The following is a 19,248-nucleotide window of genomic DNA, read 5'->3' as shown; positions in this document are numbered from 1 at the left end:
CGTACAGGGATGTATTCACAGCGGTCCTGAAAACCTACCCCCGATGCTTGGCCGCCACTATCGGAAGACAGGGCACCCCTAAAAACTCGAGCACTACCCCCTGAATTTTTGTTTCGGCGCCACATCGTGATCCGCGGTGATACCGAATTCCTCTTTGGTAGTATCTTTCAGCACGGTGTGATCTTCCTCGGCACCATGCATCCAGTCCACCAGCTTCTCACGCAGGAAGAACAGAATAATCCCCGCAATTATCGCCGCCGCGGCCACGCCGCCGAAGGTTGCCAGCGGGCCGGATTCGCCCACCAACTTACCAATCTCCGCCGCGCCTTTGTTGGCTATACCGATAAACGCAAACCATAAACCCATCATCAACGACAGATAGCGCACCGGAGCCAGCTTCGTCACCATGGACAAGCCGATCGGTGACAGGCACAACTCACCCATGGTGTGGAAGATATACGCCACCACCAGCCACCAGGGACTCGCCTTGGCGGTTTCTGAATCGCCAATTTGCAGCGCCGCGCCCACCATGGAGACAAAGCCCAGACCCAGGAAAATAAGACCCATGGAAAATTTCGCGGGCGACGTCGGCTCGCGGGAACCGAGGCCGACCCAGATACTTGCCACAACGGGGGCGAGAATGATGATGAACAGCGGGTTTACCATCTGCAGCCAGCTTGCCGGAATTTCAAAACCGAAAATGTGCAGGTCGGTATTGTATTTGGCGAACAGGTTCATGGAGCCCGCTGCCTGCTCGAACCCGGCCCAGAAAATCACCGTAAACAGGCCGAGGATCAGAATCACCTTGATGCGATCCCGCTCCTCCAGCGTCAGCGGGCGCTTTTTGTCGGCGTCCAGGTTGGCGCGCAAGCCGAGTTTGGCCGACGGCTGCTTGCCGATTTCACCGAGCAGTCTGTCGGACTGCGTCATCTGCAGTATCAACCCCAGCAGCATACCGAGACCGGCGACGAAAAATGCCAGCTGGTAATTGACCTTCTCGCCGATCCAGCCAATCACCAGATAGCCGAGAATCGAGCCGATGTTGATCCCCATATAGAAAATCGTGAATGCCGTATCCCGGCGCCGGTCGCCCTCCTCGTAGAGGTCGCCCACCATGGTGGAAATGTTTGGCTTGAAGAAGCCGTTGCCGATAATCATCAGGGCCAGGCCGAGCCAAAGCATGTAAATCTCGGAACCGTTCGGCAGCCAGCTGTGTGGAAAGCCGAGGGCAAACTGCCCCAGCATCATCAACACCCCACCGAACATGATGCAGCGCCGCTGCCCCCACTTGTTGTCTGCCATCCAGCCGCCGATGATCGGCGTCAGGTACACCAGCATCGCGTACCAGCCCAGGTAGGTGAGTGCCTTGGATTGCAGCTCGGTATCGGAAAGCGCCTCCCAACCAAACACCGCCGCGGTGGCCGCGGAGGTGAGGTAGAACACAAAAATACCCCGCATACCGTAAAAGCTGAGGCGCTCCCACATCTCGGTTCCGAACAGCAGGAACAACCCCTTCGGGTGCCCCATCATGTCTCCGGCCGATGCTGGGGGTTTTGGTTTGAGATCTTGCATGGGCGCGCTCCTATAACTAGCTCGCACTGGCGAATACAGGCTGCGGAAGGCCGGCCTGGGGTTCAGGCGTTGGAAATTTGTGGCGCGTCAGTAACGAAAAAGGGGTTGTAATGCGCGCCGCTGACCTGAGTATAGGTCAGACGTAACGCCCGCAAGTTTAGGGACAGATTTCTACGCTCCCCAGCGGGTATAATCGCCGGTTTGCAGTATTTTCCCGGATTACCAGTCACACATGAGTCAAGATTCCGCCAGCCCCAGCTCACCAAAGGCCCTGCAGCCCATCGAGCAATTGTTGCCCCAGTGTATGGGGCGCGATCGCGTGCGCCTGCAGCGTACCCTGAGCAACGCCCGCCGCCGTCTGAAAGAGGGTAAGCCCGCGGACCGTATGCTGGTTCAGCTGGAAGAGGAAGTGGCTAAGTCGGTGGCACTGGCGGAGGCGCGCCGGCAGAAACTGCCGAAAGTGGAGTGGCCAGAAGGGCTGCCGGTAGTGGCGCGGCGGGAGGAAATCGCCGAGCTGATCGCGGCAAACCAGGTGGTCGTGGTTGCGGGGGAGACCGGTTCCGGCAAGACCACCCAGCTGCCAAAAATCTGCCTGGAACTGGGGCGCGGTATTTTCGGCCAGATCGGTCACACCCAGCCGCGGCGTATTGCCGCGCGCACCGTGGCCAATCGTATTGCCGAGGAACTGGGGCAGCCGCTTGGCAACTCCGTGGGTTACCAGGTGCGGTTTACCGACCAGAGTACCGAGCACACCCACGTAAAGCTCATGACCGACGGTATCCTGCTGGCGGAAATCCAGCGCGACCCGCTGCTCAACAACTACGACACACTCATCATCGACGAGGCCCACGAGCGCAGCCTCAATATCGATTTCCTGCTGGGTTACCTGAAAACCCTGCTGCCGAAGCGCCCGGACCTGAAAGTCATCATCACCTCCGCCACCATCGACCTGGAAAAATTCTCCCGGCATTTTGACGATGCGCCGATTATTGAAGTCTCCGGCCGGACCTACCCGGTGGATATCCACTACCGCCCATCGGCGGACAGTGATGCCGACCTTAACGAGCAGGTGATCGCTGCGGTGGAGGAGCTGCTGCAAGAGGAGAAGTCCTCCCCGCGCCGCGGCGGCGACATCCTGGTGTTTATGAGTGGCGAGCGCGAAATCCGTGAGTGCGCCAAGGCGCTGCGGGATGCGCAGTTGCAACATATCGATGTGTTGCCGCTGTATGCGCGCCTCAGCCTCGCCGAGCAGAGCCGGGTCTTCGCTCCGCACAAGGGCCGCCGTATCGTGCTCGCCACCAACGTGGCGGAAACATCGATCACCGTTCCCGGTATCCGCTACGTCATCGACCCGGGCACTGCGCGTATCAGCCGCTACAGCTACCGCAGCAAGATCCAGCGCCTGCCGGTGGAGCCCATCTCCCAGGCGAGCGCCAACCAGCGCGCCGGCCGCTGTGGCCGCGTCAGTGCCGGTGTGTGTATCCGGTTGTACGAGGAAAGCGATTACCTGCAGCGCCCGGAATTTACCGATGCGGAAATTCTGCGCACCAATCTCGCCGCGGTCATTCTACAGATGCTGCAACTGCGTATCGGCGATATCCGCGATTTTCCGTTTGTGGACCCACCGGACCAGCGCCTGATCAACGACGGCTACAGCCTGCTGCAGGAGCTGCAGGCGGTGGACGGCGAGGGCCATGTCACGCAACTCGGGCGCGCGCTGTCGCGGCTGCCGCTGGACCCGCGCCTCGCGCGTATGCTGGTGGAATCCGGAGCGACCGGCAGCCTGCGCGAGTTGCTGATCATTGTCAGCGCGCTGGCGGTACAGGACCCGCGCGAGCGCCCGGCGGAGAAGCGCCAGGCGGCGGACGAAAAACACAAACAGTGGGAGCACGAGCACTCGGACTTCCTGACGCTTGTGAACCTGTGGGACGGCTACGAGGCGCAGCGCCAGGAGCTGAGCGCGAGCCAGCTGCGCAAGTGGTGTCAGAAAAATTACCTGAGCTGGCTGCGACTGCGGGAGTGGCGAGACATCCACCACCAGCTGAGGCTGGCCATCCGCGACCTCGATCTGAAGATGAACCGCGAGCCCGCGGACTACGCCAGCGTGCACAAGGCGATATTGCCCGGGCTGCTCGGCAATATCGGTGTGAAGGACGAAAACAAGGAATTCCTCGGCTGTCGCAACCGCCGCTTCCATATTTTCCCCGGCTCCGGCCAGTTCAAGAAGCCGCCGCACTGGGCGGTGGCGGCACAGTTGCTGGAAACCAGCCGCCTGTATGCGCACACCGTTGCCAAGATTGAACCGGAGTGGGTGCTGGGATGTTCCGAGCACCTGGTCAAGCGCAATTATTTCGAACCGCACTACAACCCGCGCTCAGGCGCGGTGATGGCGTTTGAAAAAGTCACGCTGTACGGGCTGGTGCTGGTGGACAAGCAGCGCATCCATTACGGCAAGCTCGATCCCGCCACCGCGCGCGAGGTATTTATTCGCGAGGCCCTGGTGGAACAGCGCTACCGCGGCAAGGGCAAATTCTTCCAGCACTACAAAGACCTGCTGGCGGAGCTTGAAGACCTCGAGGCCAAGTCCCGCCGTCGTGACATTGTGGTAGACGACGAAGTGGTGTTCCGCTTTTTCGACGAGCGCCTGCCCGCGGATATCGTCAACCTCGCCGGCTTTGATAAATGGCGCAAGCAGGCGGAGCAAAAAGATCCGCAGCTGCTGTTTATCCCCCGCGAACTGATGATGCAGCAGGATGCCGGGCATGTGGGCGAGGCCCAGTTCCCGGATTCGCTTACCAGTGGCGGTATCGAATATCCGTTGAGCTATCACTTCGAGCCCGGAAGCGTGGACGATGGCGTGAGTATCCTGGTGCCCGTCGGCGCCCTGCACCAGGTACCTGCAGCGCGCCTGCAGTGGGTGGTGCCGGGCATCTTGCGGGACAAGTGCATCGCGCTGGTGAAAGGCCTGCCCAAGCAGTACCGCAAACATTTTGTGCCGGTGCCGGCGGCCGTCGACAAGGCACTGCCGCGACTGCAGGCCGGAAACACACCGCTGTGGCAGGCACTCGGCCACGAACTCAAACGGCAGACCGCGCTGGATCTGCCGGAAGACGCCTGGAAATCTGCGGAGCAGGGACTCGAGGATTTTTATCGTTTCAATATCCAGGTGCTCGACGAGAAGGGCAAACTGCTGGATCAGGCGCGGGATCTGGAAACCCTGCAATTGCGCTACCGCGATCGGGTGCAGCAGGAAATCGCCAGTGCCGGCGACGATTTTGAACGAACCGGAATTACCAGCTGGGACTTCGGTGACCTGCCGGAAACCCATCAACTGGACCAGGGTGGGCTTAAGGTGCGCGCCTATCCCGCGTTGATTGCGGGCAAGGAGAGCGTGGACCTGCGTTTGCTGGACAACCCGGAAGAGGCCCGGCGCCTGACCCGCGCCGGTATCTGCCGTCTCGCCATTCTGCATCTGCCGGAGCCGGTGAAATACCTGCGCAAGGAACTGCTCAAGGGCAAGGAACTGGGCTTGAGTGCCGCAGATCTCGGCCGCCGTGAAGAGGTGGCGGACGATATCCTGATGGCGGCGGTGCACGAGTGTTTCTGGGCCGATGAACACTGGCCGCGCAGTGAAGCGGATTTTCTCGCTGCGCTGGAAAAGCGTGATCAGCTGGTGGCGACGGCGCAGGAGATCGGCGAGCTGCTGGTGAAAGCGCTGGCGCAACTGGTGCCGCTGCGTAAACAGATCAAGCAACAGAAAAATCTGGCGGTGGCGCTGGCGGTAGCCGATATCAATCGCCAGCTCGGCGGACTCTTCTATCGCGGCTTCCTGTTCCACACACCCTTGGAATGGTTGCGCCAGTATGGCCGCTACCTGAAAGGTATCGAGTTGCGCCTGGAGAAGGCCGCCCTCGACGCGAATCGCGATCGCCGCCTCACAGCCGAGTACCAGGAGGCGGAAGAGCCCTACCAGGCGGAGGCCAGCAAGAATGAGCCCCTGTTACTGGCCGGCGACCCTGCGCTGGTACGATACCGCTGGATGCTGGAGGAGTTCCGTATCTCGCTGTTTGCGCAGACTCTGAAAACCCTGATGCCGGTGTCGATCAAGCGCTTGCGCAATCTGTGGGCCGAGAGGCAGGCGGGCTGATTCCTGTTTGGCGCGCGCTGGTTCACAACGTTCGCAGCGCATTTGGTTTCCGTTGAACTTGATCGGTGAACCGTTGGTCTGACTGAACTCCCAAGTTGCTGATGGGAAACTATAATCCGGGGGCGGCGGTTTACGCGCCGCCTTGGACGTTTGTTTCACTTTTCCAGATCAACCCACCGAGTCCAAAGCTTTGGTCTACAGGAGATCGTCATGAACAAAAAGAGCCTGCCCCTGGCCGCCGCTGTAGGCGCGGCATTTGTAGCTTCTGCCACCCTGAGTGTTTCCACCTCCGCCAATCCGTTCAGCGCCACCGAACTATCCGCAGGTTACAACCTGAAATTCTTGCAGGATGACAAGCAGCAAGAGGGAAAATGCGGAGAGGGCAAGGATAAAGAAGGCAAGTGCGGCGAAGGGAAAAAGAAAGAGGGCACTTGCGGCGAAGGTAAAAAGAAAGAGGGGACTTGCGGAGAAGGTAAAAAGGACGAAGGCAAGAAAAAAGAAGGCAAATGCGGTGAGGGCAAGTGCGGCACCGATCCCACCTGACATCCCGCTGTGCCCGGCAATCCCTGCTGTGATCGGATTGCTGGGCGCTCCGCAACACGCAAAATAATCTTTTCCCAGGCAATCATGTCGAACAATACGCGCGAATATCCGGTAACTGGCGCGGGCCTCGGCTTGCGGCGCTCGATGATGGGCGAAGAGCTTCAGCCTGCGCAGGTGGACTTTCTCGAGGTGGCACCGGAGAACTGGATCGGCGTGGGTGGCCGTTACGGGCGCTGGCTGCGTGAATACACCGAGCGCTTTCCCTTTGTCATTCACGGTCTGTCCCTCTCCATCGGCGCACCGGCGCCGCTGGACGAAGCACTGGTGCTGTCCATCAAGGCATTCATGCGTGAGCACAATATTCGCTGTTACAGCGAGCATTTGAGCTACTGTTCGGACCACGGTCATCTCTACGACCTGCTACCCATCCCGTTTACCGAAGAAGCGGTGCACTACGTGGCGGGCCGTATCCGCCGGGTACAGGATCTCCTCGAACAGCGTATCGCCATGGAAAATGTGTCCTACTATGCGGCGCCCCGAGTCGGTCCGGTGCCGGAAATGAGTGAACTGGAATTTCTGAACGCCGTGCTCACGGAGGCGGACTGCGATCTGTTGCTCGACGTCAACAATATCTATGTCAACGCCATCAACCACCGCTACGATCCACTGGAATTCCTGCGCGGCCTGCCCGCAGGGCGAATCCGGTACGCCCACGTGGCCGGGCACTTTGACGAGGCAGATGACCTCAAGGTGGACACCCACGGCGCCCCGGTGATCGACCCGGTGTGGCAATTGCTGCAGCACGCCTATGAACAGTTCGGTGCTATTCCCACGCTGTTGGAGCGGGATTTCAATATTCCACCATTGCGGGAGCTGTGCGGGGAAATAACACGTATCCGCGAATATCAACGTGCGGTATCACCGTCTGCATTAGCGGCAAACTCTGATGGCAAGAAACCGGCGGAGGTGTCCGTTGGCCGATAATACAGGGGCGGATTCAGATACCTGCTCCAGCGCGGGCCTTAGTAAGACCCAGCGTGAATTTGCCGCCCACCTGCGCAACCCCGATGAATACCCCGCGCCGGCATCGATTGAAGACCGCCGCATGGGTATTTACAGGGATCTGATTTACAACAACATCGAATCCTTTATCGCCAGCGGTTTCCCAGTGCTGCGCAGCATCCTGGAAGACGACCACTGGCACAGCATGGTGCGGGACTTCGTGCACCGCCACCAATCCCGCAGCCCGTATTTCCTGCAGATCAGTGAGGAGTTCTTGCGCTATCTGCAGGAAGAGCGCTGCGAGGGGCCCGCGAGCGTAGATGACCCGCCCTTTATGCTGGAACTCGCGCACTACGAATGGGTGGAGCTGGCGCTGGATGTGAGCGTGGAAGAATTCCCCGCGGGACTGGAGCGCCGTCTGGATCGCGCGCAATTGCTCGACTGGGTGCCGGTGGTATCACCCCTGGCGTGGAGCCTCAGTTATCAGTTTCCGGTACATCAGCTCGGGGTGGATTTCCAGCCGCAACAGCCGCCGCCGTCACCAACATTCCTGGTGGTCTATCGCAATCGCGCAGACCAGGTGGGCTTCTTGGAAGCCAACGCCGCCACCGCACATATGCTGCAGCTGGCTGCTGAAGCGGACACGGATGGGGCGAAAACGGGGCGACAGTTGTTGCTGCAGCTGGCGCGAGACATGCAACACCCCGATCCGGACCAATTGCTGGATTTCGGTGCTGAACTGCTGGGAAAATTGCTCAGTCTGGACATTATTGCGGGATTCAGGCCATCCTGACCCCGGCTCAGCCGTATAAAAGTTGCGTTGTCCGGAGGTGGCTGAGCGTTCAATGCCATTGGCCAAAAGTGCCAGCTGCTATGCTGCCAGAACGGCCAGTGCTAAAATCGCGCGCAAACGGAAACTAAGATCCTGGTTTGAACAATCGAAATTATCTTGCGAGGAGCAGGGATTTGCTTGAACGCACACAGCTTACTACCTGGGCCCTGACTGCACTGCTGTCAGCTCCCCTGGCCATGGCGCAGGATGCGCCAGACCCTTTTGCCGAGCAGCCCGATAATGCTCCGGTAGTCACTTCACCCGCGGACAGTACCACCGACAAGGCCGTTTCGGATGCCGTTGATGGCGCCGCGCCCGCGTCAGATGTAGCGCCTGCATCTGATGCCGAGTCCGAGAGCGATCCCTTTGCCGAAGGCAGCACTCCCGCGGCCGCAGGCGAGGCGTCGGACGATTTCGGCTCTGAGCTGGAAGACGAGTACGGCTTTGACCCTGCGGATGAATTTTCCAGTGCGCAAGAACCGGAAGATCGCGACCCCTGGGAGGGATTCAATCGCGCGATGTTCCGGTTCAACGACACCGCCGACCGCTGGTTCCTGAAGCCCGCGGCCACCAGCTACCGCCAGATCACGCCGATCTTCATGCAGACGGGTGTATCCAACTTCTTTTCCAACCTGTCCGAGATCAACAACGTCCTCAACGACGTGCTGCAGTGGAAGTGGGGGCAGGCGGGGAACGATACCGGTCGCTTCCTGGTAAACAGCACTGTGGGTCTCGTCGGTCTGTTTGACGTGGCCCAGCACATGGGGCTGGAACCCAGCGATGGCGAAGATTTCGGCCAGACCCTGGCGGTGTGGGGCGTCCCATCTGGCCCCTATGTAGTGCTGCCGATGCTGGGTCCGTCCACCGTTCGGGATTTTCCCGGCGAAGTGGTGGAGTGGTACACCAACCCGCTCAGCTATGTGGACGAGAACTCCGTTGAATACACATTGAAAATGGTTGATGTGGTACAGATCCGCGCCAGTCTGTTGCAGGCGGAATCCCTGCTGCAGGGCGATCGCTATGTGCTGTTGCGCGACGCCTACCTGCAGCGCCGTGAGTTCCTGATCAACGATGGTGAACAGGAAGACGACTTCGGCGGCGACCTGGATGAATACGATTTCTGACGCCCGCACCCCACAGCCGGCCGTCGCAATCGCGGTTGCCGGCCGCCATACCCTGTTACTGAGTAATCCCGGCGAGCCGTCCTACGACGTGATGTGCGCCACACTCAAGCGGCTTGGTTACACCGTGATCCATGAGGAGAGCGGTGTCGACGCCATCGGCCACTTTTCCCCGGAAAAATACGATCTCGTCATTACCGACCTGCACCTGCCGGATATGGGTGGGCTGGAAGTACTGCGCAAGATAAAACGCCTGTCGCCGGATACGCCGGTGGTGGTGCTCGCCTGCAACAGCGAGGTGGACGACGTGGTTCAGGCGCTGCGTCTGGGTGCAAGCGACTACCTGTTGAAACCCCTCACCGATGAAGGCGTAATCGAACACGCGGTGATGCGGATTGCCGAGGCGCGGGATCTCGCCGCGCAGAACCGGGAATACCGCCACCAACTCGAAGAGCGCAACCGCGAGCTGCACGAGCATATCGAGCTGCTGCAGCGGGACCACGAAGCCGGCCGCCAGTTACAGCAGCACCTGCTGCCGCGTACACCCTACCGCTACCCCGCCGGTATCGAGGCGGCATTCCGCCTGTTGCCGTCGCTTTACCTTAGTGGCGACTTCGTCGACTACGGTCTGTTCGGCGAGCGTTTTGTGGCGTTTTACCTGGTGGATGTCTCCGGCCACGGGGTGTCCTCGGCACTGGTGACCGCGCTGATCAAGCACAGCATCATGCACTTATTGCGGGAGCGCACGCTGTTCAGCCAGCTCAACAGCATCGACCAGGACATCACCAGTATCCTGGAAATGATCAACCGCGAACTGAATTCCGCCGGGCTCGACAAACACGCCAGTATGTTTGTGGGGGTTGTGGACAGCCGCGCGCGCCAGCTGCACTACGCGGTGGCGGGGCAGGTACCGATGCCGGCACTGGTCACCAGCGACGGTGCACGCTGGCTTACCGGCAAGGGCCGGCCGCTGGGGCTGTTTAAGCAGGGTGAGTGGGAGGTGCGTCATAGCAGTCTGCCCGCGAGCTGGCGGCTGGTGGCCTGCTCCGATGGTGTGCTGGAGCTGCTCAGCGGCGATCTGCTGCAGAAGGAGGCGCAATTGTTGGATATGATCAACCGCAGTCGCGGAGACCTCGGCAGTCTGTGTGCGGCCCTCAAGGTGGATACCGCCGAGTCTTTTCCCGACGACATTACCATTCTTACCCTGCGCCAGGACAATCCCTGAGTCTCACACACGCTCCGGGAACTCAGATCCGGCCCGATTCTTGCCTTGTTTTTCGCGATGACAGCCCTTTGCTGTTCACGGTGGGTTCATCGACGTTGCCTGAGACTGGTGCGGTAAACGGGATTTTCGGGTGCTCGGGAAGGAATCAGGGCTACAAAGTCCGGACTTTCCGGTCAAACCTGCTAACCCGTTCACACCGGTCTTGTCAGCGCTAGTGGGCAGGAGTAAGCTCCGCCCACTTTATGGCCACTAGGCGTACGCTTTTTCATCAGCTTCGCCGGGCCTGAGTTGCACAAGGAACTGTGCCGCGGCTGATGCCGCAAATTTTCCATCTCGCACCCGAACCCGGGAACAGGGCAGGGCGCGTTTGAGGTTACTATGCAGTCCGGGCAGATAATGGTTGGTGACCACCAGGGCATTTATGTCGTCAAACTGGTGGGAGATGTGCGCCTCAATCTATGTACATCGTTCGATAACTATATCGGCAAGATGTTTTCCCACGACGATTTTCGCGGCGTGGTGTTCGATATGCATGATACCCACGGGGTCGACAGTACCACGCTCGGGTTGATGGCCAAGATCGCCATTCGCAGCGAAGAGCACAAGGGCGGCAAACCCCTGGTGCTGTGCGAGGACCGCGGTCTGCTGCACCTGCTGGACTCCATGGGCTTTGATGAACTGATGGAATTCTCCAGTGATGCGGATAACGACGCCTACCAGGCCGAGCCCGCCCCCCTCAAGTGCAATACCCCCGACGAAAAAAGCGCCCGCGCAATGGTGCTGGAAGCCCATCGGGTGCTCATGGGGCTGAACGAGAAAAACGCGGATACCTTCCGTGACCTGGTGCATGTACTGGAGAGCGAGCAGGGCGCCCAGGAACACAAGGCCCAGGAACAAAAGTCAGTCGCCAACCACTGAGCCGGCGGAACTGCCCTCAATTTCACCGGATTAAACAGGTCTCGCGGCGGCAGCGCGCTACTCGCTGTCGTTCCCGTCTCTCGCCTCGGCGCGGGCGCGGGTAAACAATCCGTGGGGCAGGTAGATCAGCTCCGCGACCCGCCGTATCAGATGCTCCTCGAAGGCATCAATTTCGCCATCCGCAAACGCCACCTGCCACATCTGCTTAACCAGCAGGTACTTGTCCCGCTCGCTGAAGTTGTCGTTTACCGTCTGCGTGAACTCATACAAAGACGTGGCCTCGTGGCGCTCGACCAGCGCCCGTTCCATGAGTTCTTGTGCTGTCTCGCTGTCCAGCTGGTAGTGATCCATCAGCAGGCGAACCAGCACCTGACGCTCGCGCTCGTCCACTTTCTGGTCTGCAGTGGCGATCTCAGCCATCAGCGCAGCGCTGATCATGCGCACGTCTTTTTCCGGGTGCACTTCCACGCTGTCTCCGCGGCCGATCTGCTCGAACAGCTTACGTATCTGGTGCAGCATGGAAGAGCCCCTTGATGTTGTCGTTCGCTAAAGTGATGCCGCGCAGCGGACTTCGTGAGTCGCTCAGCGAGCCTGTTGCAGCAGTTGTTCCAGCTTCAGCTGGTCCGCGACAAAGTTGCGGATACCTTCCGCCAGCTTCTCCGTTGCCATGGCATCGGCGTTCAGCTGGTAGCGGAACTCGGCTTCACTGAGCGGCGATGCCGGCCGCGGTTGGCTGGCGATATCGCTGCCGAGGCCGCTCGCCAGTTCGCCTTCATCGTCCTGCAATTCCTGCAGCAACTGCGGGCTGATGGTGAGCTTGTCACAGCCTGCCAGTGCCTCGATTTCACCGGTATTGCGGAAGCTGGCACCCATCACGATGGTCGGGTAGCCGCGGGACTTGTAGTACTCGTAGATACTGGCCACCGACAGCACGCCGGGGTCTTCCTCGGCAGTGTAGTCATTACGCCCGGTGCTGGCCTTGTACCAGTCGAGAATGCGGCCCACAAACGGGGAGATCAGGGTAACACCGGCCTCCGCGCAGGCCACCGCCTGGCACTGGGCAAACAGCAGGGTCAGGTTGCAGTGGATACCTTCGCGCTCAAGTACCGAGGCGGCGGTGATACCCTCCCAGGTGGAGGCAAGCTTGATCAGCACACGCTCGCGCTCTACACCGGCCTGTTCGTACAGCGCGATCAGCTTGCGGGCGTATTCGACGCTGGCGCGGGTGTCGAAGGAGAGGCGAGCATCCACTTCGGTGGAGACCACACCGGGCACGATCTGCAGGATTTCACGACCGATCGCCACCGCAAGCTTCATGGCTGCCTCGGCGATCACATCGCCACCGCGCTGCTCGGCCCAGGCCAGGGCGTCTTTCAGGTGTTGTTGGTATTGCGGAAGCTGTGCCGCCTTTAAAAGCAGGGAGGGATTGGTGGTGGCATCTTGCGGCTGGTAACGGCGGATTGCCTCGATATCGCCGGTATCGGCAACCACCAGACTGCGCTGTTTGAGTTGTTCCAGTTTATTCATCTTCCCCACTTCCTTATTTAAATTCAGGTTCGATTTGTTCTTCGATCAGGCGGCGTCGGTCACCAGCGCCAGTGCCTGCTCCAGTACCTCGGGCCCCGCGCCCACGGTATGTGCGTGCTCACTCAGGTACCGGCGGAAGCGCCGCGCGCCGGGCACCCCCTGAAACAGGCCCATCATGTGGCGCGTGATGTGATTGAGCCGTTGGCCCTTGCCGAGTTCGCGCTCGATGTACGGCAGCATATCCCGGATCACCTGTGCGGGGCTTGGTCCCGGTGCGCCGCCAAACAGCTCCGCATCCACATCCGCAAGAATGTTCGGCGTTTGGTAGGCCGCGCGTCCGAGCATAACACCATCGAGCTGCTGCAAATGCTGCCGGCACTCCTCCAGCGAGTTGATGCCGCCATTCAGCACAATTTCAAGGTCCGGGTAATCCTGCTTCAGCTGGTACACCATCTCGTATTTGAGTGGCGGCACCTCGCGGTTTTCCTTCGGGCTCAGGCCGTTGAGCCACGCCTTGCGCGCGTGCACGATAAACGTGGTGATGCCGGCGCGGGCCTGGGCTTCCACAAAGCGCGTCAGCCCCGGGTAATCCTCCATATCGTCGATACCGATACGGTGTTTCACCGTCACCGGGATCGAAACCGCACTTTGCATGGCGCCCAGGCATTCCGCCACCAGGTCCGGCTCCGCCATCAGGCAGGCACCGAAGCGGCCCTTGAGCACCCGGTCGCTGGGGCAGCCGCAGTTCAGGTTCACTTCGCTGTATCCCCACTGCTCGGCAATTTCCGTACATCGCGCCAGATCGTCGGGGTCGCTGCCGCCAAGCTGTAGCGCCAGCGGTTGCTCTGCCGCGTCAAAATCCAGGTGGCTCGCGCGGTCGCCGAACAGAATGGCACCGGTGGTGACCATCTCGGTGTAGAGCAGCGCATTCTTGCTCAGCAGGCGCCAGAAATACCTGCAATGGCGGTCACTCCAATCCATCAGGGGGGCAGTGCAAAAGCGGTGTGAGACTGCCCTGGCGGTGCCGGCAGTGGCGGGTGTTTCGGGACGGGATTCGGGCGAGGTGGAAGACATAAAACAGCGATCAGGCGGTAAAACAGCGCGCATTATAACAACATAAACCGGCGCGACCGGGGGTACCGCTCGCTGTCTTCATGTTGGGATCAGATATTGCGCTCCTTGGCATCCACAGGAGAACTGGCGGCCTGGGTGCTGGCATTGGGAGACCAGTCGCCGCTGGCGGCCAGGTGCGGGCGCAGCTTTTTCAGCACGCTGCGCGCAGTGGCGCGGTAACTGGTGAGCTTGCCGCCCGCCACCGCGACAATGTGCGGTTGCTTGTCGTCGTCGCAACAGATCATGGTTTCGCGACTGCGGGAAAAGGGGTTGCTGCTGGCGTGGGGCAGAACCCGCAATCCGGCGAAGCTGTCGGAGAGCTCGTTCAGTTGCAGCGGGCGGGTTTCCGGGAAGTACTGCTTCAACGTGCGCAGCAGGTAGGCCTTTTCCTCCAATGTCGGCGCGACTTCCGACGGGTCGCCGTGGTAGGGGCGCTCGGTGGTGCCGACCAGGGTTTCGCCCTGCCAGGGCATCACAAACACCGCGCGGCCGTCTTCCGCTTCCACGTAGAAAATTTTATTGGCCAGTTTCAGTGGCACCTGGATATGGGTGCCCGCCACCAGCTCCAGTGGTGGCAGTTTGGCCCTGGGGGTGCACTTGCTGTTGGTGTCCTCGATCCATGGGCCGGTGCAGTTCACCAGTGTGCGGCAGTGCAGGGTATTCAGTTTGCCCTCGTGAAAATAATCCACGCGCACAAATTTGTCTGTTACCTCAGCGCCAACCAGGCTGGCGGGGCAGATCAGTTCGGCGCCACCACGCAGGGCGCTGCGGATTACCTCCTGAGTCAGCGCGGTGTCATCGGTCTGGGCGTCGTAGTAGCGGTAGACCGCGAGCAGGTCGTCGCCGTTAAGGCCATTGAGCGCTTCATAATCCTGCACATTGATGGAGCGAAAACGGGACTGGGAGGAAAACAGCCCAGCCAGCAGTGCGTAGATACTGAGCCCCAGGCGTATTTTCCAGGGCGGACGGCGGCTGTGGCGGTAAACCGGGATCAGGAACGGCACCATATGCACCAGATCGGGCTTGTTCGCCAGCAACCACTTGCGCTCCCTGAGGCACTCGTACACCAGGGAAAACTGCCCGCTTTCCAGGTAGCGCAGGCCGCCGTGAATCAGTTTGGAGGAACGGGAAGAGGTGCCGTAGGCAACGGACTCCTGCTCGAGAATTGCCACCCGGTAGCCGGCCGCGGTAAGTGCCTCCGCCACGCCGGCACCCTGAATACCGGCACCGACGACGAGAACATCATATTCCATAGACATTGCTGGCCTCCCGGGAGCGCATCAACAGCGGCAGATTCCCTGTCAGAATATGATGCGCGCCGCGGTGATGCCAGTGCACCGCGCCCTGCGCGGTATTGATCTCGTGGACCACCCATTGCCAGGGGCCGGGAGGCAGCTCCTGACAGTCCACCGAAACCTGGTCGATGAACAGGTAATCCGGCGCCAGCGTCACCACGTCCACAGAAAGGCAGCGGGTAACACTCGGTACCTGCAGCGCCACCAGGTCAAAGCCAAGGCTGCGGGCAAGGCGCAGGCTGCGCAGGTCGGCCGTCAGCAACACAAAATTGTCGGCAAAGCCGAAAATTTCGTCCCGCAACCGGCGGATCGCGGTCTCCGCGCCCACCATCTGCAGCGTCTGCGGGTTCAGCTCGATAAACCATTCCAGATGACGATGGCGGTTGGCCCAGTCCACCAGCTGTCGAAACGTGCTGAGAGGCAGTGTCCTCAGGTCCCGGTCCTTCAACTTGTGCAGTGGTGCCGTGATCCCGGCAGGAGAAAATTCAAGAGCGTTGCCGTTGCAGCACCAGGGAGTGCGCTCCTGGCTGAACTGCACTTCCGTGGCGATTGCGCAGGCGCCGAGACCATGGGCCGCCTCAAAGGCCGCCAGGGTATTTTCGGGATGGTGGATTTTGTCGCCTGAATGCGCAATCAACATCTAAATCGAGTCCTGCCGGGCCAGCTTTATTGTAGGGAGGCGGTGGGGAGATACCGCAAAATCTCTAATTGAAAATAGTTGCTGTGCAGCGGCTTGCAAGAAGGAGGTGGCGTTAAAGGATACTCGGGTTTTTTGTCTGCTACGGGTCGGTCCAACCGCCGGTCTATTCTGAATGGATCGCAAATACGGTGTAAGAGGTTGGCCCGTTGGCACAGTGGAGTTTGACGGGGATTTTTGCAGGAACGTTTTCATCCAAAAATTCCTGGAGAGGAGTCGCCCACACGACCCTGGCACTGATGCTGATGCTCCAGTCAGGCGCAAGCAGTGCACAAGACGGACAGGGTTCCTCCAGCCGCGTTGCCAGTGCCTCGCTGCGCGTCACCCTGACTATTCCCCCCAGAACACAGCTGGTGGAAGCCGCCGAATCCTCCAACAAACTCTGCCTTAGCCGGATACCCGCAAGTCAGTTGGTGGTCAGCTGGTTGCCGGAGGGAGGCATGTCAGCACCCGCGCCTCCCATAGCGACTCTCACGGGTGACACTGCGGCAGCGGGCTGTATTGATGTCGGAATCCCACCACAGGAGAGTGAATCCACGGCCACCGTGCTGGTCGCCGCACAATAAAAATCTGACAAGTGTTCAATGCCCTGCAGGCTGGTTGCGTATCCCTTCCGTGCCCTTAAAATGGCGTCAGCACCTTCTTTTACCCTGCGAACGGATTATGAAACACATTTTTGCCACGGCACTGCTCCTGCTGGCCCAGCCTGTTTTTGCCGCCATGTCGCTGGATAAGATCATTCTTTACCTGAATGACCAGCCCAATTCTCGTGAAGATATTGTGGTGACCAATCCCGATGCGGAAACCCTGTATCTGCAGACAGAAATCTACCGTGTCGATAATCCCGGTATGCCCGATGAACAGCGCGTGCGAGTGGTGGATCCGAAGGAGTTCCGGCTGCTGGTAAGCCCGTCTAAGGCGGTCATTCCCGCGGGTGAACAAAAACGTTTCCGCTTGATGTCTCTGGAACAGGGGCTGGATAAGGAAAAAGTCTACCGGGTGACGTTCAAGCCTGTGGTCGGCGATCTGAAAACCGACAAGACGGCGCTAAAAATTCTGGTGGCGTACCAGGCGCTTATCTTCGTGCAGCCAAAAACGGGAAACTTCAACCTGAAGCTGGAAAGGATCGCTCCAGATACAGATACACTGGCGATTGTAAATAACGGCAATATCAACGCCGAAATCAGCGGGGTTCAATACTGCCAGAGGGAAGATCAGTGCGTTCCGCTGGAACAAAAAGGCCGAATTTACAGCGGCGCAAGACTGGCGCTGGATGGTGATTTTACGGCCGGAGGTTACATCGAGCTCATTGCCAAAGGCGCCAGCGAATCAGAGAAAGTCAGGCTGGCCCTTTAATTTTCCCGCGAAATTTCTGCCGCCCGTCAGTTCATTTCCACTGTCAGGGTCAGGGTGTCCATATACTGATAATCCTGCGGGTTGGCCAGGTTGGCCGCGGGAATCGTCAGCTCCAGAAGCATGTTTTCGTCGCTGTAGCCGCTGCAGTCGACGGAGGCATGCCCCTTCCAATCCTTCCTGGTAAATACACCTTCCGTCAGTTTGGCTTTTTTCTTCGGCGGCAATTCGCTCTGGATATTGATTTCATAGGCAATGGTGTCGCTGCTGGATACCCCTCCCAGCAGGAACTCGCCGTTTCCATTCTGACTGTCGGCCCTCAAGCTGAAGTCTGAAGATGCCGTGGTGTACACACAGAAATGTTGCTGTGCGGTGATGTCGACAAGCGGGTTGGGCATCTGCAGGACCATATCCTCGAGCCCGCTGATACGAATGCTGGAACCCACCACCAGGGCAATGTCCACACTCAGGGGTGGATTCAGCTCCGTGCGGTTGTCTGATGCCGTTGACCCTTTGCAGATGATCGGATTGTAAGGATTGTTTGGATCGCCCCAGGGATTGCACTGGTACAGGTAAAACTGCAGTGTGCCCCGGTAAATACCCGGTGCCGGCGCTACGGTGGTATCGGGGCTCAGTGAAAAATACACCGGCGTCTGCTGGCCATTGGCGGCCCCGCGAAATCGCGTACTGGTCACCTGGCCGGGGGTAATCGTGGTGGCCGTTGTCGACGGGTGGTGGAATTTCAGTGTCACCGCCACATTCCCGCTGGGACCGCTCAACAGGAATTTCTGCCCCTGCGCGGGTCCGGTGACTTCCATAGTGTAATCGCGTGACTGGCTGCAATAGGCGGTGGACCATTCATTGCCTTCCCAGTCCGCCCAGCAGCTGCGGATACTGAATGGAATTGCCAGATCCCCGTCGTAAACCACGGCCTGCTCTGTGTCGTCGAGACCGCATACACCCAGAGACTTTTCTGCCACCGGCATGATGCCCGAGCCATCCCCGCAGGGGTCCTGATTGGAGGATTGCGCGCTGGCAGCACTGGGCATCAGCGCGGCCACTGTCATGGCGAGAATGCACAGGCAAATTGTGAGGAGCGAACAGATATTACTGGCGCGCATAGCTGGCTCCCCTCGCCGGGCAGTGTGCCTTTGCCAGATCGACGATACCGATGTTGATCCAGTCGTCCGCGGCGGACTGCTCCGGAATATCCACACGGCAGTCGCCCCACTGTACCGGTGGTACCCGCAGGGTTTGCGGCGTGCCGTGGATTTCGATCTGGAACACGCCGTAGTCGTCGGTTACCGCGGAATAGTCGCCGATGGAGATCCGGGTGTTGCGCAGCGGAGTATCGCCGTTCACCAGACGGCCGAGCACCACAATCAGCGTCTGTACCTGATAGCCGGTGGTAGCGACATTGCCGGGATACAGGGTGATGGTCTCACGGGACTCCCGGTAGTCGTAGAAGCCGTCGGCTAGTGGGCGCAGCGAGAGCTCATAAGTGCGGAATGACGGCAGGCTGATGGCCGACTGGCTGCCGCCCTTGGCATAGCCCCTGCGGGTACCGTCGACCAGGATTTCGAAATCCTGCCCCTCGGAGCCGTTGATATCCACGATCACTGCACTGTTGAGTGTGCGTTCACCGCCCCAGGAAAACGCGTCACCCGAGGTCATCAGAGAAGTACTGAAACTGCCCAGATAGTTGGTGGTGCGCATATTCGAATCGCGATTGTTGCGATGGGCAAGGGTCGAGGTGAGGTAGCCGCGGCGGCCGGCCACACGGGTCTGGCTGCCCAGGTAATAGTCATCTTCCGCGGCCTCCGCAGAAAACTGCTGCGACACATCGTATGCCCACAGGTCGCGATCATTCCAGCTGCTATTCAGTCCCACCCGGGCAACGCCG

Annotated in this window: 17 protein-coding genes; 9 read left to right on the top strand and 8 right to left on the bottom strand. The window is 59.8% G+C overall.

Annotation, left to right across the window (positions count from 1 at the left end):
* Positions 1 to 93 precede the first annotated feature (93 nt).
* Entirely contained in the window at positions 94 to 1,572 is a 1,479-nt protein-coding gene (locus VIL80_RS16680; RefSeq protein WP_332037223.1) for a peptide MFS transporter, read from the bottom strand.
* A 232-nt stretch (positions 1,573 to 1,804) separates the two neighbouring features.
* Here VIL80_RS16680 and hrpA point away from each other — a divergent pair, with 232 nt between their 5' ends.
* The 7 genes from hrpA to VIL80_RS16645 all read left to right on the top strand — a co-directional run bounded on the left by hrpA (position 1,805) and on the right by VIL80_RS16645 (position 11,360).
* Positions 1,805 to 5,719: an ATP-dependent RNA helicase HrpA gene (hrpA, locus tag VIL80_RS16675; RefSeq protein WP_332037222.1), complete on the top strand. Its 3,915-nt coding sequence runs from the start codon at positions 1,805 to 1,807 to the stop codon at positions 5,717 to 5,719.
* Positions 5,720 to 5,929: 210 nt separating this feature from the next.
* On the top strand, positions 5,930 to 6,262 hold the full coding sequence (locus VIL80_RS16670) for an HvfA family oxazolone/thioamide-modified RiPP metallophore (protein WP_332037221.1): 333 nt from the start codon (positions 5,930 to 5,932) through the stop codon (positions 6,260 to 6,262).
* An 84-nt stretch (positions 6,263 to 6,346) separates the two neighbouring features.
* Positions 6,347 to 7,246 (top strand): HvfB family MNIO-type RiPP peptide maturase, encoded by a 900-nt coding sequence (locus VIL80_RS16665; protein ID WP_332037220.1) that lies wholly within the window; start codon positions 6,347 to 6,349, stop codon positions 7,244 to 7,246.
* Complete coding sequence (locus VIL80_RS16660; protein WP_332037219.1) at positions 7,236 to 8,057, top strand: HvfC family RiPP maturation protein; 822 nt, start codon at positions 7,236 to 7,238, stop codon at positions 8,055 to 8,057. Before VIL80_RS16665 ends, VIL80_RS16660 begins: the two co-directional genes overlap by 11 nt.
* 173 nt (positions 8,058 to 8,230) lie before the next feature.
* Positions 8,231 to 9,220 carry an MlaA family lipoprotein gene (locus VIL80_RS16655; protein WP_332037218.1) on the top strand — a complete coding sequence of 330 codons (990 nt, stop codon included), beginning with the start codon at positions 8,231 to 8,233 and terminating at the stop codon, positions 9,218 to 9,220.
* The gene (locus VIL80_RS16650) at positions 9,204 to 10,442 is read left to right on the top strand and encodes a SpoIIE family protein phosphatase (protein WP_332037217.1); all 1,239 of its coding nucleotides are present in this window, start codon (positions 9,204 to 9,206) and stop codon (positions 10,440 to 10,442) included. Before VIL80_RS16655 ends, VIL80_RS16650 begins: the two co-directional genes overlap by 17 nt.
* A 378-nt stretch (positions 10,443 to 10,820) precedes the next feature.
* Positions 10,821 to 11,360 (top strand): STAS domain-containing protein, encoded by a 540-nt coding sequence (locus tag VIL80_RS16645; RefSeq protein WP_332037216.1) that lies wholly within the window; start codon positions 10,821 to 10,823, stop codon positions 11,358 to 11,360.
* Positions 11,361 to 11,417: 57 nt separating this feature from the next.
* Here VIL80_RS16645 and VIL80_RS16640 read toward each other — a convergent pair whose 3' ends face one another.
* From VIL80_RS16640 to VIL80_RS16620, 5 genes are all read right to left on the bottom strand, one after another.
* Complete coding sequence (locus VIL80_RS16640; protein ID WP_332037215.1) at positions 11,418 to 11,879, bottom strand: tellurite resistance TerB family protein; 462 nt, start codon at positions 11,877 to 11,879, stop codon at positions 11,418 to 11,420.
* A gap of 63 nt (positions 11,880 to 11,942) precedes the next feature.
* The gene (gene tal, locus VIL80_RS16635; protein WP_332037214.1) at positions 11,943 to 12,887 is read right to left on the bottom strand and encodes a transaldolase; all 945 of its coding nucleotides are present in this window, start codon (positions 12,885 to 12,887) and stop codon (positions 11,943 to 11,945) included.
* A gap of 45 nt (positions 12,888 to 12,932) precedes the next feature.
* Positions 12,933 to 13,961 (bottom strand): tRNA dihydrouridine(20/20a) synthase DusA, encoded by a 1,029-nt coding sequence (dusA, locus tag VIL80_RS16630; protein ID WP_414684586.1) that lies wholly within the window; start codon positions 13,959 to 13,961, stop codon positions 12,933 to 12,935.
* Between the two features lie 89 nt (positions 13,962 to 14,050).
* Positions 14,051 to 15,259 carry a glycerol-3-phosphate dehydrogenase/oxidase gene (locus VIL80_RS16625; RefSeq protein ID WP_332037213.1) on the bottom strand — a complete coding sequence of 403 codons (1,209 nt, stop codon included), beginning with the start codon at positions 15,257 to 15,259 and terminating at the stop codon, positions 14,051 to 14,053.
* Positions 15,243 to 15,935, bottom strand: a complete 693-nt coding sequence (locus tag VIL80_RS16620) for a PI-PLC domain-containing protein (RefSeq protein WP_332037212.1) — start codon at positions 15,933 to 15,935, stop codon at positions 15,243 to 15,245. The genes VIL80_RS16625 and VIL80_RS16620 overlap by 17 nt, the downstream gene beginning before the upstream one ends.
* A 302-nt stretch (positions 15,936 to 16,237) precedes the next feature.
* Between VIL80_RS16620 and VIL80_RS16615 the strand changes: the two genes are divergently transcribed.
* Positions 16,238 to 16,558, top strand: coding sequence for a hypothetical protein (locus tag VIL80_RS16615; protein WP_332037211.1), 321 nt, complete (start codon positions 16,238 to 16,240; stop codon positions 16,556 to 16,558).
* Between the two features lie 97 nt (positions 16,559 to 16,655).
* Positions 16,656 to 17,348 (top strand): fimbrial biogenesis chaperone, encoded by a 693-nt coding sequence (locus VIL80_RS16610; RefSeq protein WP_332037210.1) that lies wholly within the window; start codon positions 16,656 to 16,658, stop codon positions 17,346 to 17,348.
* Positions 17,349 to 17,374: 26 nt separating this feature from the next.
* On the opposite strand, the gene VIL80_RS16605 is transcribed toward VIL80_RS16610, so the two are convergent.
* Both VIL80_RS16605 and VIL80_RS16600 read right to left on the bottom strand, forming a co-directional pair.
* A complete protein-coding gene (locus tag VIL80_RS16605) occupies positions 17,375 to 18,466 on the bottom strand; it encodes a hypothetical protein (RefSeq protein WP_332037209.1) in 1,092 nt (363 codons plus the stop codon).
* On the bottom strand, positions 18,453 to 19,248 hold a 796-nt coding region (locus tag VIL80_RS16600; protein WP_332037208.1), incomplete at its 5' end, for a CS1-pili formation C-terminal domain-containing protein. The genes VIL80_RS16600 and VIL80_RS16605, both read right to left, overlap by 14 nt.

It is taken from the genome of Microbulbifer sp., assembly GCF_036563125.1.
GTDB lineage: Bacteria > Pseudomonadota > Gammaproteobacteria > Pseudomonadales > Cellvibrionaceae > Microbulbifer.
This window is presented reverse-complemented; position numbering and strand designations above follow the sequence as displayed.

Coding starts and splice junctions, on each gene's coding strand:
- VIL80_RS16605 (WP_332037209.1), bottom strand. CDS start 18,466: ATGCGCGCCAGTAATATCTGTTCGCTCCTCACAATTTGCCTGTGCATT.
- VIL80_RS16620 (WP_332037212.1), bottom strand. CDS start 15,935: ATGTTGATTGCGCATTCAGGCGACAAAATCCACCATCCCGAAAATACC.
- VIL80_RS16610 (WP_332037210.1), top strand. CDS start 16,656: ATGAAACACATTTTTGCCACGGCACTGCTCCTGCTGGCCCAGCCTGTT.
- VIL80_RS16680 (WP_332037223.1), bottom strand. CDS start 1,572: ATGCAAGATCTCAAACCAAAACCCCCAGCATCGGCCGGAGACATGATG.
- VIL80_RS16625 (WP_332037213.1), bottom strand. CDS start 15,259: ATGTCTATGGAATATGATGTTCTCGTCGTCGGTGCCGGTATTCAGGGT.
- dusA (WP_414684586.1), bottom strand. CDS start 13,961: ATGTCTTCCACCTCGCCCGAATCCCGTCCCGAAACACCCGCCACTGCC.
- VIL80_RS16665 (WP_332037220.1), top strand. CDS start 6,347: ATGTCGAACAATACGCGCGAATATCCGGTAACTGGCGCGGGCCTCGGC.
- VIL80_RS16640 (WP_332037215.1), bottom strand. CDS start 11,879: ATGCTGCACCAGATACGTAAGCTGTTCGAGCAGATCGGCCGCGGAGAC.
- VIL80_RS16670 (WP_332037221.1), top strand. CDS start 5,930: ATGAACAAAAAGAGCCTGCCCCTGGCCGCCGCTGTAGGCGCGGCATTT.
- VIL80_RS16645 (WP_332037216.1), top strand. CDS start 10,821: ATGCAGTCCGGGCAGATAATGGTTGGTGACCACCAGGGCATTTATGTC.
- tal (WP_332037214.1), bottom strand. CDS start 12,887: ATGAATAAACTGGAACAACTCAAACAGCGCAGTCTGGTGGTTGCCGAT.
- VIL80_RS16615 (WP_332037211.1), top strand. CDS start 16,238: ATGCTCCAGTCAGGCGCAAGCAGTGCACAAGACGGACAGGGTTCCTCC.
- hrpA (WP_332037222.1), top strand. CDS start 1,805: ATGAGTCAAGATTCCGCCAGCCCCAGCTCACCAAAGGCCCTGCAGCCC.
- VIL80_RS16650 (WP_332037217.1), top strand. CDS start 9,204: ATGAATACGATTTCTGACGCCCGCACCCCACAGCCGGCCGTCGCAATC.